Source organism: Cohnella pontilimi, from assembly GCF_005049045.1.
GTDB classification, from domain to species: Bacteria; Bacillota; Bacilli; order Paenibacillales; family Paenibacillaceae; genus Cohnella; species Cohnella pontilimi.
On sequence record NZ_SUPK01000011.1, the window covers coordinates 18,435 to 35,189 of the forward strand.

General features: G+C 56.4%; 18 protein-coding genes and 1 riboswitch. Of the genes, 9 read left to right on the forward strand and 9 right to left on the reverse strand.

What is annotated here, in order from left to right; translation table 11 throughout:
• Positions 1-82: 82 nt before the first annotated feature.
• Both E5161_RS19050 and E5161_RS19055 read right to left on the reverse strand, forming a co-directional pair.
• On the reverse strand, positions 83-1,378 hold the full coding sequence (locus tag E5161_RS19050) for a sensor histidine kinase (RefSeq protein ID WP_136779474.1): 1,296 nt from the start codon (positions 1,376-1,378) through the stop codon (positions 83-85).
• A complete protein-coding gene (locus E5161_RS19055; protein ID WP_136779475.1) occupies positions 1,366-2,058 on the reverse strand; it encodes a response regulator transcription factor in 693 nt (230 codons plus the stop codon). Before E5161_RS19055 ends, E5161_RS19050 begins: the two co-directional genes overlap by 13 nt.
• A 256-nt stretch (positions 2,059-2,314) precedes the next feature.
• Between E5161_RS19055 and E5161_RS19060 the strand changes: the two genes are divergently transcribed.
• A complete protein-coding gene (locus E5161_RS19060; RefSeq protein WP_281279893.1) occupies positions 2,315-2,551 on the forward strand; it encodes a Spo0E family sporulation regulatory protein-aspartic acid phosphatase in 237 nt (78 codons plus the stop codon).
• Here E5161_RS19060 and tadA read toward each other — a convergent pair.
• On the reverse strand, positions 2,480-2,938 hold the full coding sequence (tadA, locus tag E5161_RS19065) for a tRNA adenosine(34) deaminase TadA (protein ID WP_136779477.1): 459 nt from the start codon (positions 2,936-2,938) through the stop codon (positions 2,480-2,482). The two genes, E5161_RS19060 and tadA, sit on opposite strands and share 72 nt — an antisense overlap.
• 222 nt (positions 2,939-3,160) lie before the next feature.
• Between tadA and E5161_RS19070 the strand changes: the two genes are divergently transcribed.
• The gene (locus tag E5161_RS19070) at positions 3,161-3,736 is read left to right on the forward strand and encodes a hypothetical protein (protein ID WP_136779478.1); all 576 of its coding nucleotides are present in this window, start codon (positions 3,161-3,163) and stop codon (positions 3,734-3,736) included.
• A 19-nt stretch (positions 3,737-3,755) separates the two neighbouring features.
• Here E5161_RS19070 and E5161_RS19075 read toward each other — a convergent pair whose 3' ends face one another.
• From E5161_RS19075 to motA, 6 genes are all read right to left on the reverse strand, one after another.
• Positions 3,756-4,139, reverse strand: a complete 384-nt coding sequence (locus tag E5161_RS19075; protein WP_136779479.1) for a LytTR family DNA-binding domain-containing protein — start codon at positions 4,137-4,139, stop codon at positions 3,756-3,758.
• 3 nt (positions 4,140-4,142) lie between these two features.
• Positions 4,143-4,277, reverse strand: coding sequence for a cyclic lactone autoinducer peptide (locus E5161_RS19080; protein ID WP_136779480.1), 135 nt, complete (start codon positions 4,275-4,277; stop codon positions 4,143-4,145).
• A 4-nt stretch (positions 4,278-4,281) separates the two neighbouring features.
• A complete protein-coding gene (locus E5161_RS19085) occupies positions 4,282-4,797 on the reverse strand; it encodes an accessory gene regulator ArgB-like protein (protein ID WP_169306766.1) in 516 nt (171 codons plus the stop codon).
• Positions 4,790-5,425, reverse strand: coding sequence for a hypothetical protein (locus E5161_RS19090; RefSeq protein ID WP_136779482.1), 636 nt, complete (start codon positions 5,423-5,425; stop codon positions 4,790-4,792). Before E5161_RS19090 ends, E5161_RS19085 begins: the two co-directional genes overlap by 8 nt.
• Before the next feature lie 158 nt (positions 5,426-5,583).
• Positions 5,584-6,447 carry a flagellar motor protein MotB gene (locus E5161_RS19095; protein WP_136779483.1) on the reverse strand — a complete coding sequence of 288 codons (864 nt, stop codon included), beginning with the start codon at positions 6,445-6,447 and terminating at the stop codon, positions 5,584-5,586.
• Positions 6,425-7,234 (reverse strand): flagellar motor stator protein MotA, encoded by an 810-nt coding sequence (motA, locus tag E5161_RS19100; RefSeq protein WP_136779484.1) that lies wholly within the window; start codon positions 7,232-7,234, stop codon positions 6,425-6,427. Before motA ends, E5161_RS19095 begins: the two co-directional genes overlap by 23 nt.
• Before the next feature lie 199 nt (positions 7,235-7,433).
• Positions 7,434-7,617, forward strand: a riboswitch (cobalamin riboswitch).
• Positions 7,618-7,849: 232 nt separating this feature from the next.
• On the opposite strand from motA, the gene E5161_RS19105 reads away from it, so the two are divergent.
• The 7 genes from E5161_RS19105 to E5161_RS19135 are packed head-to-tail and all read left to right on the forward strand — an operon-like array spanning position 7,850 to position 16,697.
• Positions 7,850-10,603, forward strand: coding sequence for an S-layer homology domain-containing protein (locus E5161_RS19105; protein WP_136779485.1), 2,754 nt, complete (start codon positions 7,850-7,852; stop codon positions 10,601-10,603).
• Between the two features lie 38 nt (positions 10,604-10,641).
• Positions 10,642-11,376 (forward strand): DUF4430 domain-containing protein, encoded by a 735-nt coding sequence (locus E5161_RS19110; RefSeq protein ID WP_169306767.1) that lies wholly within the window; start codon positions 10,642-10,644, stop codon positions 11,374-11,376.
• Positions 11,373-12,266: an energy-coupling factor transporter transmembrane component T gene (locus E5161_RS19115; RefSeq protein ID WP_136779487.1), complete on the forward strand. Its 894-nt coding sequence runs from the start codon at positions 11,373-11,375 to the stop codon at positions 12,264-12,266. Before E5161_RS19110 ends, E5161_RS19115 begins: the two co-directional genes overlap by 4 nt.
• Entirely contained in the window at positions 12,239-13,897 is a 1,659-nt protein-coding gene (locus E5161_RS19120; protein WP_169306768.1) for an ABC transporter ATP-binding protein, read from the forward strand. The genes E5161_RS19115 and E5161_RS19120 overlap by 28 nt, the downstream gene beginning before the upstream one ends.
• The gene (locus tag E5161_RS19125; protein ID WP_136779489.1) at positions 13,894-14,643 is read left to right on the forward strand and encodes an ECF transporter S component; all 750 of its coding nucleotides are present in this window, start codon (positions 13,894-13,896) and stop codon (positions 14,641-14,643) included. Before E5161_RS19120 ends, E5161_RS19125 begins: the two co-directional genes overlap by 4 nt.
• A 2-nt stretch (positions 14,644-14,645) precedes the next feature.
• Positions 14,646-14,930, forward strand: a complete 285-nt coding sequence (locus E5161_RS19130; RefSeq protein WP_136779490.1) for a 4a-hydroxytetrahydrobiopterin dehydratase — start codon at positions 14,646-14,648, stop codon at positions 14,928-14,930.
• A gap of 39 nt (positions 14,931-14,969) precedes the next feature.
• On the forward strand, positions 14,970-16,697 hold the full coding sequence (locus E5161_RS19135; RefSeq protein ID WP_136779491.1) for an ABC transporter ATP-binding protein: 1,728 nt from the start codon (positions 14,970-14,972) through the stop codon (positions 16,695-16,697).
• Positions 16,698-16,755: the final 58 nt, after the last annotated feature.

The window sequence follows — 16,755 nt, forward strand, 5'->3', positions numbered from 1 at the left end:
GATTTCCGGCTTTATGAGGACAGTATAGCGCGGCAATCTTACAAATCCCTTGTGTTCCGGCTTACAGAATCGTAAGAATTTCTTAAATTGTATCTGTGTCCGGCAGGGAATGGAGGGGCAGCGTCAACACGAAACGGGAGCCGCCCTCTTTCCGGGAAGACGCAGTCAGCATGCCGCCGTGTCTCTCGACAATCGTTTTGGCCAGTGGCAGCCCCAGCCCGACTCCGCTTCCTGCCCGTGAAGTGCGATAAAATTTTTTGAAAATGTGAGGCAGGTGCTTTTCATCGATTCCTGGTCCTTGATCTTGCACATAGAGCCGGAGGAAAACGGTCGTCGTTTCCCAGCCAATGGTCACTTCTCCGCCGCTCGGAGTGTGTTCCACCGCATTTTTGATTAAATTGGCGAGTGCTTCGGCTAGCCAGCGGGGATCGTGAGGCACCGGCCCATCCGCCGACAAAGCAGGTGGAATCACGGCGACATGCACACCGCGATTATCAGCCAGCCGCTTTACGGCCATTACCGATCTATCGACTGTGTCCTGTACGGGCACTGGGTTTAGGATGAGCTGCAGGGCATCCGCTTCCAGACGGGCGATTTTGAGGAGTGTCTGAATCAGCCATTCCATCCGGTCCAATTCCCGCCTGCACGTGTCCAAAAACTCGGAGGCCGACGCCTGATCCACATTCCCTTCGCGAAGCAGATCGAGATAAATGGTCAGCGAAGCCAGCGGCGTTTTTAACTGGTGCGAAATATCGGCTACCGTATCTTTGAGAAAATCTTTTTCCTGATGAAGCTGTCCGATGGTCTCCTGCAACCGAATCGCCAGCTCCTGAACGGCGTTCGCCAGGAGGCCCAGCTCGCCTTCCTCGTATAACCGGAACGCCATCGGACGGTTGTGTTTCACGGTATCTTCCAATGAAACGGCCAGTTTGCGGATATCCGCCGACTGTCTGTGATATTCTCGAAGAATCGCTGCCCCAAGCAGGCCAATCAAGAGGAAGAAGCCGGCGGCGAGTGCGATTACCGTACGCTCCGAGTAAGCGGATAAAACGGGAATGAACTGTGCCTCCAAATTGGGCGTCAGCCCGTACTGTTCCGCCAGTCGCTTTCCATTCTCCTTATCTTCGGGCGATAAGGATTCCGGATGCGCGAGAAGGCTTGCCCATTGGGCTGTCAACCCGGGATCGGCAGCCGACATTTTGCCGATCATGGCCGCTTGCTGTTCCAGCCATTGCCGCTTCAGGCGTTCGGAGGAATCCAGGGAGAACAGCCATATGAAAAGGGCGGCAGCGGCGAATGCGGCAGTGAGCAACAGAGCGAGCCGCCGGACCGCCGGATTCCTCCACAACCGACCAGCGTGTTGTTCTATCCGTTCCATCGGTAACCGGCTCCCCGTACGGTCGTGATCAACAGCGGATTTTGCGGATCGTCTTCGATCTTCTCGCGGAGGCGCCTTACATTTACCGCTACTGTATTATCATCCAGAATTTCCACGCCGTCCGGCCAAACCTTTTGAATGATATGATCTTTCGATAAGACCGCGCGAGGGTTGGCCAAAAAGAGAGACAGCAGCCTGAACTCCGTCAAGCTGAGCGGGATGTCCTGCCCGTCCTTTACGACCCTCAACTCTTTGGGATATAGCGTCAAGGACGAGTTCGGAAGCAGGTGCTGTTCCTGCTGAACGGCTCCGGGTACGGACCGCCTTCGCAATACGGCGTGAACCCGCGACAAAAATTCCCGCAGCCGGAATGGTTTGGTGATGTAATCGTCACCGCCCAGATCCAGGCCCCTCACCACATCCAATTCCTGATCGCTCGCTGTCAAAAAAATAATCGGAACGTCCGACGAGCGCCGGATTTCCGAGCACAAATCAAATCCGTTGCCATCCGGCAGCTGCACGTCAAGCAAAATAAGCCCGAACGTCTGCCGGGCAACGGCAGCGCGGGCTTCCGCGACAGAGCGGGCGCCGGTCGTCTCGAAGCCTTCTTGCCGCAGCGTGAATGCAATGCCGCGGTGCAAAGATTCGTCATCTTCGACCAGCAAAATTCTCTTGGTCATGGCGGGCTTATACCCCTTTCCAACCTAAATGAAACAAATATTTCTGAAAAGGTCTTTAATTTAGGTCATTTTACCCGAATTTTGCAAAAAAAATTGAAAAGAAAAGCAATGTTCTCGACAGCGTTCTACAATAAGCTCAGATTATTTGTCTTATAATGAAAGCATATAGACAAAGCTATCGCTGAATGGCGAAATCAAGGAAAGGAGCGGTCGGGAGAGCCGCATGGATACTGCCCAACTTGTTCATCGACTCCATATGCTTCAACGTCGGCTGTATGAAATGGCCGAAGACCTGGGAAATCTGACCGATCCGGAAATTGTAGCCGTGAGTGAAGAGGCGGACCGGCTTATCGTCCAACTTCAGCGTCTGCGCATGAAAGACGCGAGCGGTAGTCGAAAGCCATATTTGTCCACAGCAACTTCACTGTCGCCCCCTCAGCCGCCTGAAGAAATTCGTGAGCAGAGAGGCGCATTCGTCGTGAAGCACTCCTGAAGTCCAAGGGGACCGGTGATTAAACCGGTTGTCTTGGAGAAGGTCCATCAACGTACCGACACATCCCGCCTTGGGATCCGATGCGCCATATACGACACGTTCGACCCGGGATTGCAAAATCGCTCCCGCGCACATCGGACAAGGTTCCAGCGTGACATAAAGCGTGCAGTCCAGGAGCCTCCAAGCTTCAAGCCGTTCGCTCGCCATCCGAATGGCGATCATTTCCGCGTGAGCCGTCGGATCTTTTTGCGTCTCCCGCAAGTTATATCCGGTCCCCACCACTTGATCCCCTTGTACGACGACGGCACCGATCGGCACCTCGCCCAATTCTTCGGCGAGACGGGCTTGCCAGATCGCTTCCCGCATCCATCTCTCGTCTTCCAGCACGCAAAATCCCCTTTCTTGTCCACCGAACACGCATTCGTTGTTAACATGCTGTGCATAGTTTTGTGGATAACATCACCCTTGTCCACAGACTTATGCACACTTTTTATTTTAGCATGGGTATAAGTCTTTAATATTGTAACAGCTTGGAAAAGAAGTTCAAACCTTGGCAGGCGGGCGAATAGAGTAAAGAGTGGACAATCGCTCAACCAAGGAGGGGATCGGATGAACATCCGTCTTCCGTTCCGGAATCGCCCGGAAATGGGACCTGCCGGCAGAATGACTATTTTAGGAACTTCGCTTTGCGGCGCCGACACAATGAGGAAATACGCTTTAAGGCGAAACCCTGATGCTCCGGATGTGGCCGGCCTGTATGTAAACATCTCCGCCGCATATGGAGTCAGAGGAGATGTCGCCTATTGTCAGGCGATGCTGGATACCCGTACCTGGACGGCGCCCTCGGGGATACCGCCATGGAGGCCGTTTGCTCATACCGTATGGGGGGAAGGGAGAATCGCTTGGTCAGCGGATCGGCTCGAAAAGATGGTGAAGCTCCATATTCAGTACCTGCAAGCTTTCGCTTCCATGGAAGCGCCGGTGCGTGCGGAACCTTTGCCAGAATTACGAATGAAGAGGCTGATCGAGGCGGAATTGCGTGGAAGCGCCGTCTGCTGGGAAGACCTGAACGGCAAGTGGGTGGTGCCCGGTTCCCGTTATGGGCAAGATATCCTGGCGATTTGGCGCAATATGAGAGAGTGGCAGGAAGAGGAGGAAACGAAGGAGCGAAGGAAACAAGCATAAGAAGGAAAAAGGGTTGTCCTTAGGACAACCCTTCCGCGGCAAGCGATGTAATCCGGCTTTGAACTTCGGATAACTTCAACCTGGCCACATAACAATGCTTGCTGGTCGGTCCGGGATCTTCGGTGAAGTAAATTTTACCCCACTCCCGGTCGAGCTTCTTGATTTTGGACAAATTCACGATGTACACGCGGTCGGTGCGGTAAAAGCGGGGATCCGACAATTTTAAAGCCTGCCATAACCGGTCAAGGGAATACCATCCGGTAAATAACTCCTCTTCCAGAGTATGGGCGATAATCTGGTTTTGTTGGACGCAAAAGAACAGGATATCATCGGCGTGTATTGTCCGAAATCCTGCCTGTCCTTCCGAGTCGACCATCAGACTAAAATTGCCGTCCCAATCCATGCATTAACCCTCTTTAGCCTGGAGAAGTTCTTCCGGTACTTCAGGTTGGTGCCAGAAATAAGAGCAAGCTGTCAGTACCAGTCCGGATGCAAGAAGCAAAAGTCCGGACGCCGTGAATTGCAGCAACTTCTTTTTCATTTCCTCACCTCCTCCACTGGATAATGGTCAGGCACTGGATGAAAAAGCATATGCAAATGGTAGTCGATAAAATCAAAAGGTTGGATGCGATATACAGCATGGACAAATATTTGAGCAGCGGATAAAAACGTTTGGGAATTCGGTTCGTTCTTTCCATGTTGCAGGGTGCGAAAAAGAAGGCGATGACGATGCTGACGGAAGTTAAAATGTAAATCGTGGTGTCCGGAAGGTGAAGGAACGGAATGATGTTACTTAAAGCGACGGTCAGAAGCAAGCATCCGACACTGGAATCCAGGTGCCTTCCTCCGGAAATCATCCGAAGGGACAGGAAGGCGGCCAAAGCCAACACCGTGTTTGCAACATGGTCGAAGAAGTAGGCCGCCACAATCGATATCAATATCGTGGCGACGAGATTCAGGATGGACGCAATGGCGTAGCGCATTACTTCAACGCTAGCCGGATGCTCGGGATTGGCTTGCTTGATGTTGACGGCCAGTTTGCGGGAGATTGCGTCAATCAAGATCGGCCCTCTCCTTCCGAATCGCGAGATAGACGAGAATCGCAAACATAATGAAGTCGAGTCCGGCGAGGTAATAAATATCTCTCTTAATGAATGTGATAATCATAGCAACGAATAAGCCGCCCATGATGACGAGCATCACAATATTTTCGGCTTTCCAGCGGAATCTGTCAAAATTAAAAGCAAACCCGATTCCCTTGCGATAAAGATAGCCGGTAAGGATGAAGGTCACGGCGGCAAACAAAGTTTGCTGAATACGGGCGGTGGGACTGAAAGGGTCGATCTCGTGGAGCTGCAAAATGCCGAGGCCGGCACAAACTAACAGAATAATCGTTTGCAGCACAAAATTGCATATATTCCCGATGATGGACACGGCAAAGGACCAGATCAAAGGGATCTTAAGAACATAAAACGCGAAGATGGCAAAGTAAACCAACGTCACCAAGGAAAAATAATTGGACAAATCGAACTCGGATCGCAACACATAAGAGATGAATGAAAAAAAGAAGCTGGAGATTACAATGGCTAAAACGTACTGCCGGACCTCGTATCGAAACAGTCTGAGCAGCATGATATGTATGGCTGACGCTTCTAATACGGAGAAGACAAGGAACCAGAAGACTTCCATTGAAACTCTCCCACTCGCTGGATTAAGTTACCTAGGGTCTATTTCTAATATAGTACAGAAGTCGGAATAATGCCATATGAAAAGCGATGAAACTTGAAATAAATGCAAGCGAATTTACGAAAAAAACTCCCGGACGAGAGAATCCGGGAGTCGTCGTTTTACGGTTGACCGGTATTGCCGGCCGCCGGTGACGGATTCATATCGAGCAGCGTCACGCCGGGATTCGAGGTGTCGAGCGACGCTTGACCGTCCGAATTGCCGTCGGTGTATTTCCGCAGGATGGACACTTCCACCCGGCGGTTCTTCGCGCGTCCGGCTGCGGTAGCGTTCGTGTCAACGGGGCGGAACTCCCCGTAACCGGTGGCGCTGAACAACCTCGGATCGAACGCCTTATTCTCCAGCAGCACCTTCATGAAATTGATGGCCCGTTTAGAGCTGAGCTCCCAGTTGGAGGGGAACTCGGCCGTGTTGATCGGCTCGTTGTCGGTATGCCCGGTGACCAGCACCTCATAGTCGGGATACTGCTGCAGCATTTGTCCGATCGAAACAGCCAGCTTACGGGATTCCGGCTTCAAAGCCGCCGTGCCGGACGGGAACAATGCGTTGTCGCGAATCGTGATGAGCAGCTGTGAGCGATTAAGCTGCGTTTCCAGCTGGGTAGTAAGACCATTTTGTTTAATATACTTATCCAATTGCTGCTTGAGATGCTCGAGATCCTGTTGTTCCTTCTGGCGAAGCTCGGCCCTCTTGGTGGCGTTGTTGTTCAGGCGTTTGCGTTCGTCCGCTTTATCCTGCACAGCCCCCGTATCCACAATCGTCGATTTGTCGAAAATGCTGAATCCGTTGCTGAACGCGGTACGGAAAGCTTTGCTGAGCTCCGTCAGCTTGGACGTGTTCACCGAGCTTACCGCATACAGGACGATAAACAAGGCCAGCAGAAGCGTCATCAGGTCGGAATACGGGAGCAGCCAGGATTCGTCCGCATGCTCCTCATGGGGTTCATGCCGTTTCCCTTTGCTCACTGCCGGATTCCTCCTTCTCATTGAAAGCGGCGCGTTCAGAAGGGGTCAGGAACACCATCAGCTTCTGCTGGATGGCGATTGTCGACACCCCGGACTGGATGGAGAGAAGGCCTTCGACCATCATGAGCTTCAAGTCGGATTCTCGTTTGGACAACCTTTTCAGCTTGTTGGCCATGGGGTGCCACATGACGTAGCCGGTGAAAATACCGAGCAAAGTGGCCACGAAAGCGGCTGCGACGGCGTGCGCGAGCTTCTCCATGTCGTCGAGGTTTTGCAATGCGGCGATCAATCCGACGACGGCTCCGAGTACGCCCAGCGTCGGCGCGTACATGCCGGCCTGGGAGAAAATCAAGGCCCCGGAACGGTGACGTTCTTCGGTCGCGGCGACATCTTCGAGCAGCACGTCACGGACGAACTCTTGATCCTGGCCGTCGATGATCATGCGCATGCCGGACTTCAGGAAGTCATCCTCGATTTCCTCGACTCTCGCTTCCAAAGCGAGCAAGCCTTCGCGCCGGGTGATCGAAGCCCACTCCATGAACATCGTGATGAGCTGCTGCCTGGACATCAATTTGGGCTCGGAGAACAAAATTTTGAACAGCTTCGGCAGTTTCTTCAGGTCGCTCATGGGGAACGCCATGAACACGGAAGCCGCCGTACCCACGAGAATAATGACAATGGCCGCCGGGTTGGTCACCAGGGATGCGAGAGGCGCCTTCTTGAGAATCATCCCGACGATGAGAGAAAATACACCGAGAGCCAAACCGATAATAGTCGAATTTTTCATGCGTACACCTCAGCATTAAGTTGAAATCGGCGTGGCTGTCTGCCTCACATACCGACACTCTATCCCGTTTATCGACACTTCCCGTTCATTCTGTTAGAGCCCCGGGTTCTATTTTCATAAATTCGACATAACGGCATGCCGCCGTCTCGAAGCGGAATATAGACACCGTCTTTCATCCGTGATAAGATGGGCTCACAAATGAATACGGCGGAAAACAGGTGCTCGTAAGAGCTTAATAGAGAAGTTCGGTGCAAAACCGACGCGGTCCCGCCACTGACCATGGGGAGTCCCCGGAACAGCCACTGCAGCGTCCCACGCTTGCGGGAAGGCCCGGGAGACGATGAACCTGGAGCCAGGAGAACTGCCTGTTTTCGACAAACACCCGTTACCTACGAGGAATAGGGGAGGTGTGGCGGCAAGCCTGCGGAAGCTTCGGCGATTGTGATCGACCGGAACCTGCGGCTAAGCGGCCGGCTTATCGCGATCGGCGCCGGAATTCGGAGCGGCCGCGCAAGCCGCTGCCGCGATCGGGTCCAACCACACGGCATTCTCCTGTTACAGGGGGATGCTTTTTTTGTTTGCCGTGTTACATAGGGGAAAAGAGGAGTGTGGACGATGAAACGGGGAACAACGCGCAGCGCTTGGCTGCGGGGGATTATCGCAGGGATGCTCGCGCTTCAATTGGCCATCGGCACTTGGGCAGGCAGCGTATGGGCTGCCGACGCATCGGTGAATCCGCAGCCGGCCGATCCGGCGGCAGCAGCGCCGACGCGCGCGCAATTGGATGAAGCGCTCGGTGCGCTGCAGGCTTCGCTGGCGAATGCGAATCCGGTCAGCGACTGGGTGGCGCTCGGTTTGGCACGCTCGGGCAAATCCGTCGCGGACCGGTATTTGCCGCAGGCCGCGAAGAGCGCGGGTGACGGCAGCCTTCGGCTCGTTACCGATTATGCGCGGCTCGCGCTGGCGGTGAACGCGAACGGCGGAGACGCCCGCAAGGTTGGCCCCAATGGGCTGGATTTACTCGGCAAAATCGCGAATTTCGACAAAATGACCGCACAAGGACCGAACGCACCGGCATTCGCGCTGCTGGCGTTGGATGCGGGCAACTACCCGGCTCCCGGCTCGAAAGACCGTTGGACGAAGGATGCGCTGATCCAGTGGCTGGTCGATAACCGTACGGCCGACGGCGGATGGTCTTTGGTACCGGGCAAGAGCGATGTGGATATTACCGGCATTGTGCTGACTGCTCTCGCTCCTTACTATGATAAGAATGCTGCAGTCAAAGCCGCTGTCGATTCGGCGCTCGGCTGGTTATCCGGCGTGCAGAAGCCGAACGGAGGATTCGGCAGCCCGGAGTCGAGCGAAAGCTCTGTGCAGGTGCTGCTCGCGCTCACTTCCCTCGGGATCGATCCGGTTCAAGATGCGCGCTTTCTGAAGAACGGTAAATCCGCATTGACGCGGCTGATGGAATTCCGTCAGCCGAACGGGCAATTTGCCCACTTGCCGGGCGGCAAAGGCGACGGCTTGGCTTCGCTGTACGCCTTGCTTGGCTTGACCGCGGTAGAGCGGTGGATGGACGGCTTGCCGGGGCTGTATGCCGGTCAGCCTGCCGGTCAGCAGGTTCAAGTGACGGTGACCGGGCCGAACGGCAAGCTGGCGGAAGCCGCGGTGAATGGCCGGTCGGGCATGGAATTGTTTGTTGAAACGGTCAAGCGAAACCATGTCCCTTATGAGGTGGTGCGCGATCCGCAGTACGGAGCGTATCTTACCTCGGTATCGTCGTTCAAGAACGGCCAGTTCGGCGGGTATGACGGCTGGCAATATGCGGTGAAACGCGGCGGCCAGTGGTTGGCCATTACGCAAGGCTTGTCGGCCTTCGTTCCGCAAGCCGGCGATCAAGTGTTCATTTATTACGGCGGTACGACGGCACTCATTCATTCCATTAAGGTAGAACCTGCGGCTGCTCGTGAAGGACAGCCGATCCAGGTAACGATCGAGAAAGAAGTTTACGATTGGGATAGCGGCAAGGCGGATGTGAGTCCGGCGGAAGAAGCCCGCGTCAGCCTGGGCGGCGTTTCGGCCGTTACGGATAAGGAAGGTAAGGCTACCCTTCGAGACGTGCCGAAAGGGAAGCACACGCTGGTGGTCGACGGCTATCGGACCGGCGGCGCTCCCGCGTATGTGGCGGTCGAGCAGCCTTATACGGTTGCATCGTACGTCAAGCAAGTGTCCGTTCGGGTGGAAGGCGACCAACGGACGATCGCGGAAGGAACCGCTCGGGGCGGTACGGCTTTGGAGGCTTTGGAAGCCATGCTGAAAGCCAAACAAATCGGCTATGAAGTGAAGGAAACTTCCTTCGGCAAATATGTGTCGTCCATCGGCGGCATTCAAGCCGGCAAATTCGGCGGATACGACGGATGGCTGTTTGCCGTGAAGGACGGCGGCCAATGTATGGTACCGGCTGAAGGAATCGGAACTTTCCTGTTGGATGACGGGCAAGAGCTTGTCGTCTATTACGGCGATAACACGAAGCTGGCTGAGCCGGCAGCGGTAACGCCTCAGCAGCCGAAGCCGGGACAGCCGGTTACGGTGAAAGTCACCTATCGCGATATGAATTGGGAAACCGGGAAGCTTCAAGATCCGAAACCGCTGGCTGGCGTCAAGGTCTCGGCGGGCGGTGCGGCCGCTACGACCGACGCCGACGGAAATGCGAAGCTGAGCGCGCTGCCAGAAGGTGTTCACACGGTTTCCATAACGGGTTATACAGACGGAAAAGCGCCTTTGGTCGTTCGAACCGTCAGCAAGCTGACCGTTGCAGCGAGCTACAACGATCAAAACGCGGTCTCGGTTTGGGCGGCGGATTCGGTGCGCACAGCGCGCGCGGCCGGCATCTTGAATGGGCCTGCGGATTCGCTTACCGCATTTCAACCGAAAGAGGCCATTACACGCGCGGAATTCGTGGCCGCGCTGGTGCGGGCGATAGGGCTAAAGCCGGCTGCCGGATCGACTTTCGGGGATGTGTCGCCGAAAGCTTGGTACGCGAAGGAAATCGAAGCGGCGGCAAAAGCGGGCTTGGTTTCCGGCGTCGCTCCGGGCAAATTCGCACCGGATGCGAAGCTGACTCGGGAGCAGGCGGCGCAATTGCTGACGAAGGCATTAAAGCTTACGGCCGCAACGTCGACAGCACTGGTTGACGGGCAGCAAGTGTCCCGTGGAGCAATGCCCGCCGTTCAGGCCGTGTTGGATAGCGGCTGGATGACGGCCTATGAAGGCAAATTCGCGCCCAAGCAATCGATGACCCGGGAGCAGGCGGCAGTCGTAACGGTTAAAGTGCTGTTGAAGCCTGGCATTGGAAAACTGGGCGCATAAAGACAGGAATGAATAAAAAACGAGAGGAGGGAACGGTTGTGGCCAAACGTTGGCGTGCGATTGTGAAAGCGGCGGGAATGGGAGTGGTGTTCCTGTTCCTGATGTCGGCTTGCACGGAGCAGGGGCAAGTCCCCTCCGACGTGCCGCCGGCAACACCCGCTGTGCAAAGCGGTGGGGAATCTTCCGCCAGCCCGCATGAGACGAACCGTTCCCGAATTTCGGAACCGGGTCCTTCTCCTTCGGCTGTATCGCCGGACACTCCGCAGCCCGCGCAGTCTACGGCGACTGCATCTCCAAGCGAGCGGCCTTCCGATTCATCACCGGCCAGCGGAAGCGAGGCTTCCAAACCGAAGCCTGAGCCGTCTGCTTCGCCTTCGCCGGCGCCCAAACCGGCTTCGCCTTCGCCTGCCCCGGCCGCGAAGGAGATTACGCTGTCGGTGGCCGGCAACGCCGAGTGGGGAACCATCCTCACACCGGAAAAAGTCGCTTTGAAGACGAAAGATACCGTCGCCGACTTGTTAATTCGTACGCTTAAGGCGCATAAGCTGGCGTATGAGAAGCGGGGAAGCGGAGCTTTATTTTATGTGGTGGGCATTGATGGGCTTTATGAGTTCGACGACGGTCCGACAAGCGGGTGGAAGTACCGCGTGAACGGCAAGGAACCCGGAGAGGGTGCCGGATCCGTCGAACCGAAGCCGGGTGACCGAATCGAGTGGTTCTATACATCCGAGGATGCGGACGCCTTGTCCGGCGGCAAGGGGTCGGCGCCATGAACGAAGGCTTCGGCGTAAGGTCGCTTCATCCGTCGGTTATGCTTATGTACTATGCCGGAGGCATGACCTTCGGCATGTTGCTGTTTCATCCGGTCATTTTGCTGTGCGGTTGGGCGGCGTCTATCATCTTCAACCTTCACATGGACGGCGGGAAGGCATGGAAAAGATGGGCGGTACCCGCACTGTCGGCGCTGTTGTTTCTGCTGGTCCTCAATCCGCTCGTGTCCCACCGCGGGCGGACCGTGCTGTTTTATTGGGGGGATATTCCGATCACGCTGGAGTCCGTCGTTTACGGGGTGACCATGGCGTGTTCGCTGATGAATCTGGTGACGCTTTTTATCTCTTACCGGATTTTGATAACCGAACATAAATTTCTGTATCTGTTCGCGCGGGTGTCTCCCAAGGCCGCTCTTCTCACCATGATGGCCTCCGGTCTGGTACCGCGGCTGCGCAGGCGGATGCAGGAGCTGATGATCGTGCAAAAAACGCGCGGGATCTCGGTCACGCAAGGGTCTCTCGTGCTTCGTGCGCGGCATGGAACCCGGCTGGTGGGCAATCTGTTGTCTTGGGCGCTCGAGGATGCCCTGCAGACCGCAGACTCCATGCAGGCGAGAGGATATGGCACCGGGCCGAGAAGCGCTTACCCGGCGTTCCGGTTTCGTGTTCGGGATGGAGCCGCCGCTGCGGGTTTACTGATCGCCGCCGCCGTTATATTCTTCTTGTGGTCGCGGGGGAATGGGTATTTAACGATTTATCCGAGGCTTGGATCCGTCTCTCTAAGCAACGGAGACATATCGGTGCTGGTGGTTTATATCTTGTTTTTGCTGCTGCCGCTGGGCTGGGAATGGAGGGACCGGAAAACATGGCAAGCGTTGAACTACAAAACCTGACTTTCCATTATCCGGACTTGCGGACCGCGGCGTTGTCGAATTTGAGCTTATCGGTGCGCGGCGGGGAATTTGTCGTGCTGGCCGGCCCGTCCGGCAGCGGCAAGTCGACTTTGCTCCGCCTGCTGAAGCGGGAAGTGTCGCCGGGCGGCCGGCTTTCCGGCTCCATCCTGCTCGACGGACGGCCGCTGGAAGCTTGGCCGGCACGCGAAGCTGCTTCCGCCGTCGGACTTGTTATGCAGCACCCGGACAATCAGCTGGTTGTGGACTCGGTGGAACATGAGCTCGCGTTCGGCATGGAAAACTTCGGCATGGAACGAAGCGCCATGCGCCGGCGTATGGCCGAGATCGCCGGGTTTTTCGGCCTGGAGCCGCTGTTGTCCCGGCGGACAGACGAGTTGTCCGGAGGGCAGAAGCAGACGGTCAATTTGGCTTCCGTGCTCATGCTCCAGCCGCAGCTGCTGCTGCTCGACGAGCCGCTGGCTCAGCTGGATCCGCTGGCGGCGCGGGATCTGCTCGGGATGATCAAGCGGTTGAACGACGAGTGGGGTATTACCGTCATTATGAGTGAACACCGGATCGACGATCTTCTGCCGCTTGCCGACCGCGTGGTGCGGCTCGAGCGGGGAGGATTGGCATTCGACGGCCCGCCCCGCGGGTTCGCCGAAGAGGCTTGGCGGCGTCAGGAGCCGTCGTGGGTGGAGGCGCTCCCGGCCGTCACGCGCTGGGCGCTTTCGCAGCCGCATAGCGAGACGATAAGGGACAGCGGCCCGCCCCCTTTGTCCGTCAAAGAAGCCAGGCAGCTTCTCGACCGGGGACACCTCGCGGCCGAATCCGGGTCAACCCGGCAAAGCCCTTCATCCGCTGCAGCCCGAAAACCGCTTTTGCAGGCCGATGGTGTCTTCTTCGCCTACGACAAGCGTTCGCCCGCGGTGATGAGCGGGCTTGAATGGACGATTCGGCAAGGGGACCGGATCGCCTTGTTCGGCGGCAACGGCAGCGGCAAATCAACGCTGCTGCGCTTGCTGGCAGGACTTTTTCCGCCGCAGCGGGGCGAGGTGCTGCTGGAAGGCGTGAAGCTGAAACGCTTGCCTGAAGCAGAGCGCTATACGCGTATCGGTTATTTGGCGCAAAATCCGCTGCTGCATTTTGCTTACGACACGCTGGAAGAAGATTTGTTTCAGGCGGCGAGAAGGGCCGAATGCCCCGACCCGGCGGCTGAAGTGCGGAGATCGGCCGAGCGGTTCGGCCTGCAAAGGTTACTGGATCGTCATCCGCACGATTTGAGCGGAGGCGAGCGTCAGCTCGGCGCCCTGGCCATGGCGCTGTTCGGGCGGCCTCAGCTTCTGCTGCTGGATGAGCCGACCAAAGGCGTCGATGCGGCGGCCAAAACGCGGCTCGCGGCCCACTTGCGCACGGTCCACGAGTCCGGCACCACGATGGTCATCGCCACGCACGACGTGGAGTTCTCCGCCGCATACGCCAATCGCTGCTCGCTGTTGTTCCAAGGGGAAATCGTGGCGGACGAAGAGCCCGAAACCTTTTTCCAAGGCAACCTGTTTTACGCCACGCCGCTGCACCGGCTGCTCAATTCCCTTACGTCTTCTCCTGCAGAGGAGGCGGATGTGCGATGAAAAACGCGATCCGCCGCCGTGTGGACGCCAAGCTGCTGGTGCTGCCGATTGCCGTCATCTACCTGTATGTGGCTTTTACGGCACTGCAGCGTGGAAATTCGCTGCTGATCGGCATCGTGCTCGTGCTGTTGTCCATGGCGCCGTTCCTATGGCGATTCGAACGCCGCGAGCGCCAAGCGAGGGAACTGGTGCTCATGGCGGTCATGGCTGCCGTCGCCTCGGTGGGCCGCATTCCGTTCGCCGTCTTGCTGCCGAATTTCACGCCGGTAACTTTCATCGTCATCATATCCGGGGTTGTATTAGGCGCGGAAGCGGGCTGGATGGTCGGAGCCGTTACGGCGCTCGTTTCGAACTTTTTTCTCGGGCAAGGCCCATGGACCGCCTGGCAAATGTTCGGCTGGGGCATGGCCGGCTTCACCGCCGGACTGATGGCGCATCACCGACCGCTCTTCCGCAGACGCCTTCCGCTTCTCTTGTTCGGCGCCTGCTGGGGGTTCTTGTATGATTGGATTCAAAATATTACGCTTGCCATAGATATATGGGTAAGGGAGCAATCATGGGCTTCCATCGCCGCGATGTATGGCTTGGGATTGCCTTTCGATTTCATCCACGCAGCCGCCAATGTGTTTTTCCTCGGCGTATTCGGTCCTTCCTGGATCAAGCTGCTGGAACGGTATCGCCGGAAATACGGGGCGTTGGAGCGGGAGTCCGCCCGCTCATCCATCCGAATGGAGGAGGTCGGCTGATCATGGCCAAAGAACCGATTCTCACCGAGACGGAAATTGCGGAAGGCTTGCAAGCCTTGTCCGGCTGGCAGGCCGAGGAAGGCAAAACGATCGTGAAAAAATATTTGTTCCCGAGCTTCCCCGAAGCCATCACCTTCGTGAACAAGGTGGCGGACATTGCGGAACGTTTGAATCACCATCCGTTTATTTCGATCGATTACCGGCGCGTGACGCTTCGGCTCACGACATGGCACTCCGGCGGGCTGACGAGGCTGGACATGGAATCGGCCAAAGCTTACGATGAATAAAAAGCCGTTCGCCCGGCGCGACAGCTTGGAGGGGCTTATTTGATTCGTCGTTTTTTATCGTATTACCGACCTTATAAGAAACTTTTTCTGCTGGATTTTGCCTGCGCCGTGCTGGTCGCCTTGCTCGAGCTGGGCTTCCCGGTCGCCGTCCAATGGATCATCGATACCCTGCTGCCCGACAAGAACTGGTCGGCTATCGCCTGGGCCGGAGCCGGTCTTTTGGCGTTGTATTTGATCAGCATGGGTATGCAGTTTGTCGTAAACTATTGGGGCCATATGCTGGGCATCAACATCGAGACGGATATGCGTAAACAGCTTTTCCATCATGTACAGAAGCTTTCGTTCCGTTTTTTCGACAATACCAAAACCGGCCAAATCATGTCCCGGCTCACGAACGACTTGTTCGACCTCGGCGAGATGGCGCACCACGGACCCGAAGACTTGTTCATTGCGCTCATGACGCTGGCCGGCGCGTTCGGCATCATGTTCATGGTGAACTGGGAGCTTTCTCTCATTACGTTGGTCGCAGTCCCGATTCTCGCATGGCTCATCGTCTTCTTCAACGCCAAGCTGAACAAAGCGGACACGTATATGCTGGAGAGCATCGCCGACGTGAATGCCCGCGTGGAAGACACGATATCCGGGGTCCGCGTCGTGAAGTCGTTCGGCAACGAGGAGTTCGAGCTCCGGCGTTTCGAGGAGAACAACCGGAAATTCCGTTCGGCGAAGCTGAGATCGTATAAAACGATGTCGTTCAGCTGGTCCAGCATCTACATGCTCACACGCGTCATTTCGCTTCTCGTCCTTATCGGCGGAGCCTGGTATACGTACCAGGGAAAGCTCACCTACGGTGAACTGATAGGCTTTCTTTTATATGTGAACATCTTTTTGCGTCCGATCGAGAAAATCAACGTGCTGCTGGAGATGTATCCGAAAGGAATGGCGGGATTCCGGCGATTGTGCAGTTTGCTGGACACCGAGCCGGATGTGAAGGATTCGCCGGATGCGGTCGAGGTGCGAAACCTTAAGGGGAATATTGCGTTTCGCAGCGTGACGTTCGGCTATGAGAATCACGCGCATGTTCTGAAAAATATCAATTTGCATATACGGGCCGGTGAAACGTTAGCGCTTGTCGGGCCTTCCGGGGCAGGCAAGTCCACGTTGTGCAGCTTGATCCCGCGGTTTTACGAAATCGACGAAGGCGAAATCACGATCGACGGGATTGATATTCGCCGGATGACGCAGCATTCGCTGAGGAATCAGATCGGCATCGTGCAGCAGGACGTGTTCCTGTTTAACGGAACGATCCGGGAAAACATCGCGTACGGCAAATTGGACGCGACCGAGGAACAGATTTGGGAGGCGGCGCGGCAGGCGCATCTGGAGCCGATGCTGCAGGCTTTGCCGGACGGGCTAGACACCCTCATCGGCCAACGCGGCTTGAAGCTGTCCGGCGGGCAGCGCCAGCGGCTGTCGATTGCGCGGATCTTCTTGAAAAACCCGCCGATTCTCATCCTCGACGAAGCGACCTCGGCGCTCGACACCGAGACGGAGCTTGCGATCCAGCAAGCACTCGAGCGCTTGTCCCGCAATCGTACGACACTGATTATCGCACACCGGCTCGCCACGATCCGGCATGCGGACCGCATCGTCGTCGTGACCGAGGAAGGCATAGCGGAGGAAGGATCGCACGAAGCGCTGCTGGCCTCCGGCGGCGTCTACGCCCGCCTCAGTGCCGCGCAGTTCGGTACCGCATTGGTGCCTTAACAACGAAAAATCCGAAGCTCCGGCAACCGCCGCGAAGCTTCGGATTTTTCTTGTTTCC

Coding starts and splice junctions, on each gene's coding strand:
- E5161_RS19050 (WP_136779474.1), bottom strand. CDS start 1,378: ATGGAACGGATAGAACAACACGCTGGTCGGTTGTGGAGGAATCCGGCG.
- E5161_RS19055 (WP_136779475.1), bottom strand. CDS start 2,058: ATGACCAAGAGAATTTTGCTGGTCGAAGATGACGAATCTTTGCACCGC.
- E5161_RS19060 (WP_281279893.1), top strand. CDS start 2,315: ATGCTTCAACGTCGGCTGTATGAAATGGCCGAAGACCTGGGAAATCTG.
- E5161_RS19070 (WP_136779478.1), top strand. CDS start 3,161: ATGAACATCCGTCTTCCGTTCCGGAATCGCCCGGAAATGGGACCTGCC.
- E5161_RS19075 (WP_136779479.1), bottom strand. CDS start 4,139: ATGGATTGGGACGGCAATTTTAGTCTGATGGTCGACTCGGAAGGACAG.
- E5161_RS19080 (WP_136779480.1), bottom strand. CDS start 4,277: ATGAAAAAGAAGTTGCTGCAATTCACGGCGTCCGGACTTTTGCTTCTT.
- E5161_RS19090 (WP_136779482.1), bottom strand. CDS start 5,425: ATGGAAGTCTTCTGGTTCCTTGTCTTCTCCGTATTAGAAGCGTCAGCC.
- motA (WP_136779484.1), bottom strand. CDS start 7,234: ATGAAAAATTCGACTATTATCGGTTTGGCTCTCGGTGTATTTTCTCTC.
- E5161_RS19105 (WP_136779485.1), top strand. CDS start 7,850: ATGAAACGGGGAACAACGCGCAGCGCTTGGCTGCGGGGGATTATCGCA.
- E5161_RS19115 (WP_136779487.1), top strand. CDS start 11,373: ATGAACGAAGGCTTCGGCGTAAGGTCGCTTCATCCGTCGGTTATGCTT.
- E5161_RS19120 (WP_169306768.1), top strand. CDS start 12,239: ATGGCAAGCGTTGAACTACAAAACCTGACTTTCCATTATCCGGACTTG.
- E5161_RS19125 (WP_136779489.1), top strand. CDS start 13,894: ATGAAAAACGCGATCCGCCGCCGTGTGGACGCCAAGCTGCTGGTGCTG.
- E5161_RS19130 (WP_136779490.1), top strand. CDS start 14,646: ATGGCCAAAGAACCGATTCTCACCGAGACGGAAATTGCGGAAGGCTTG.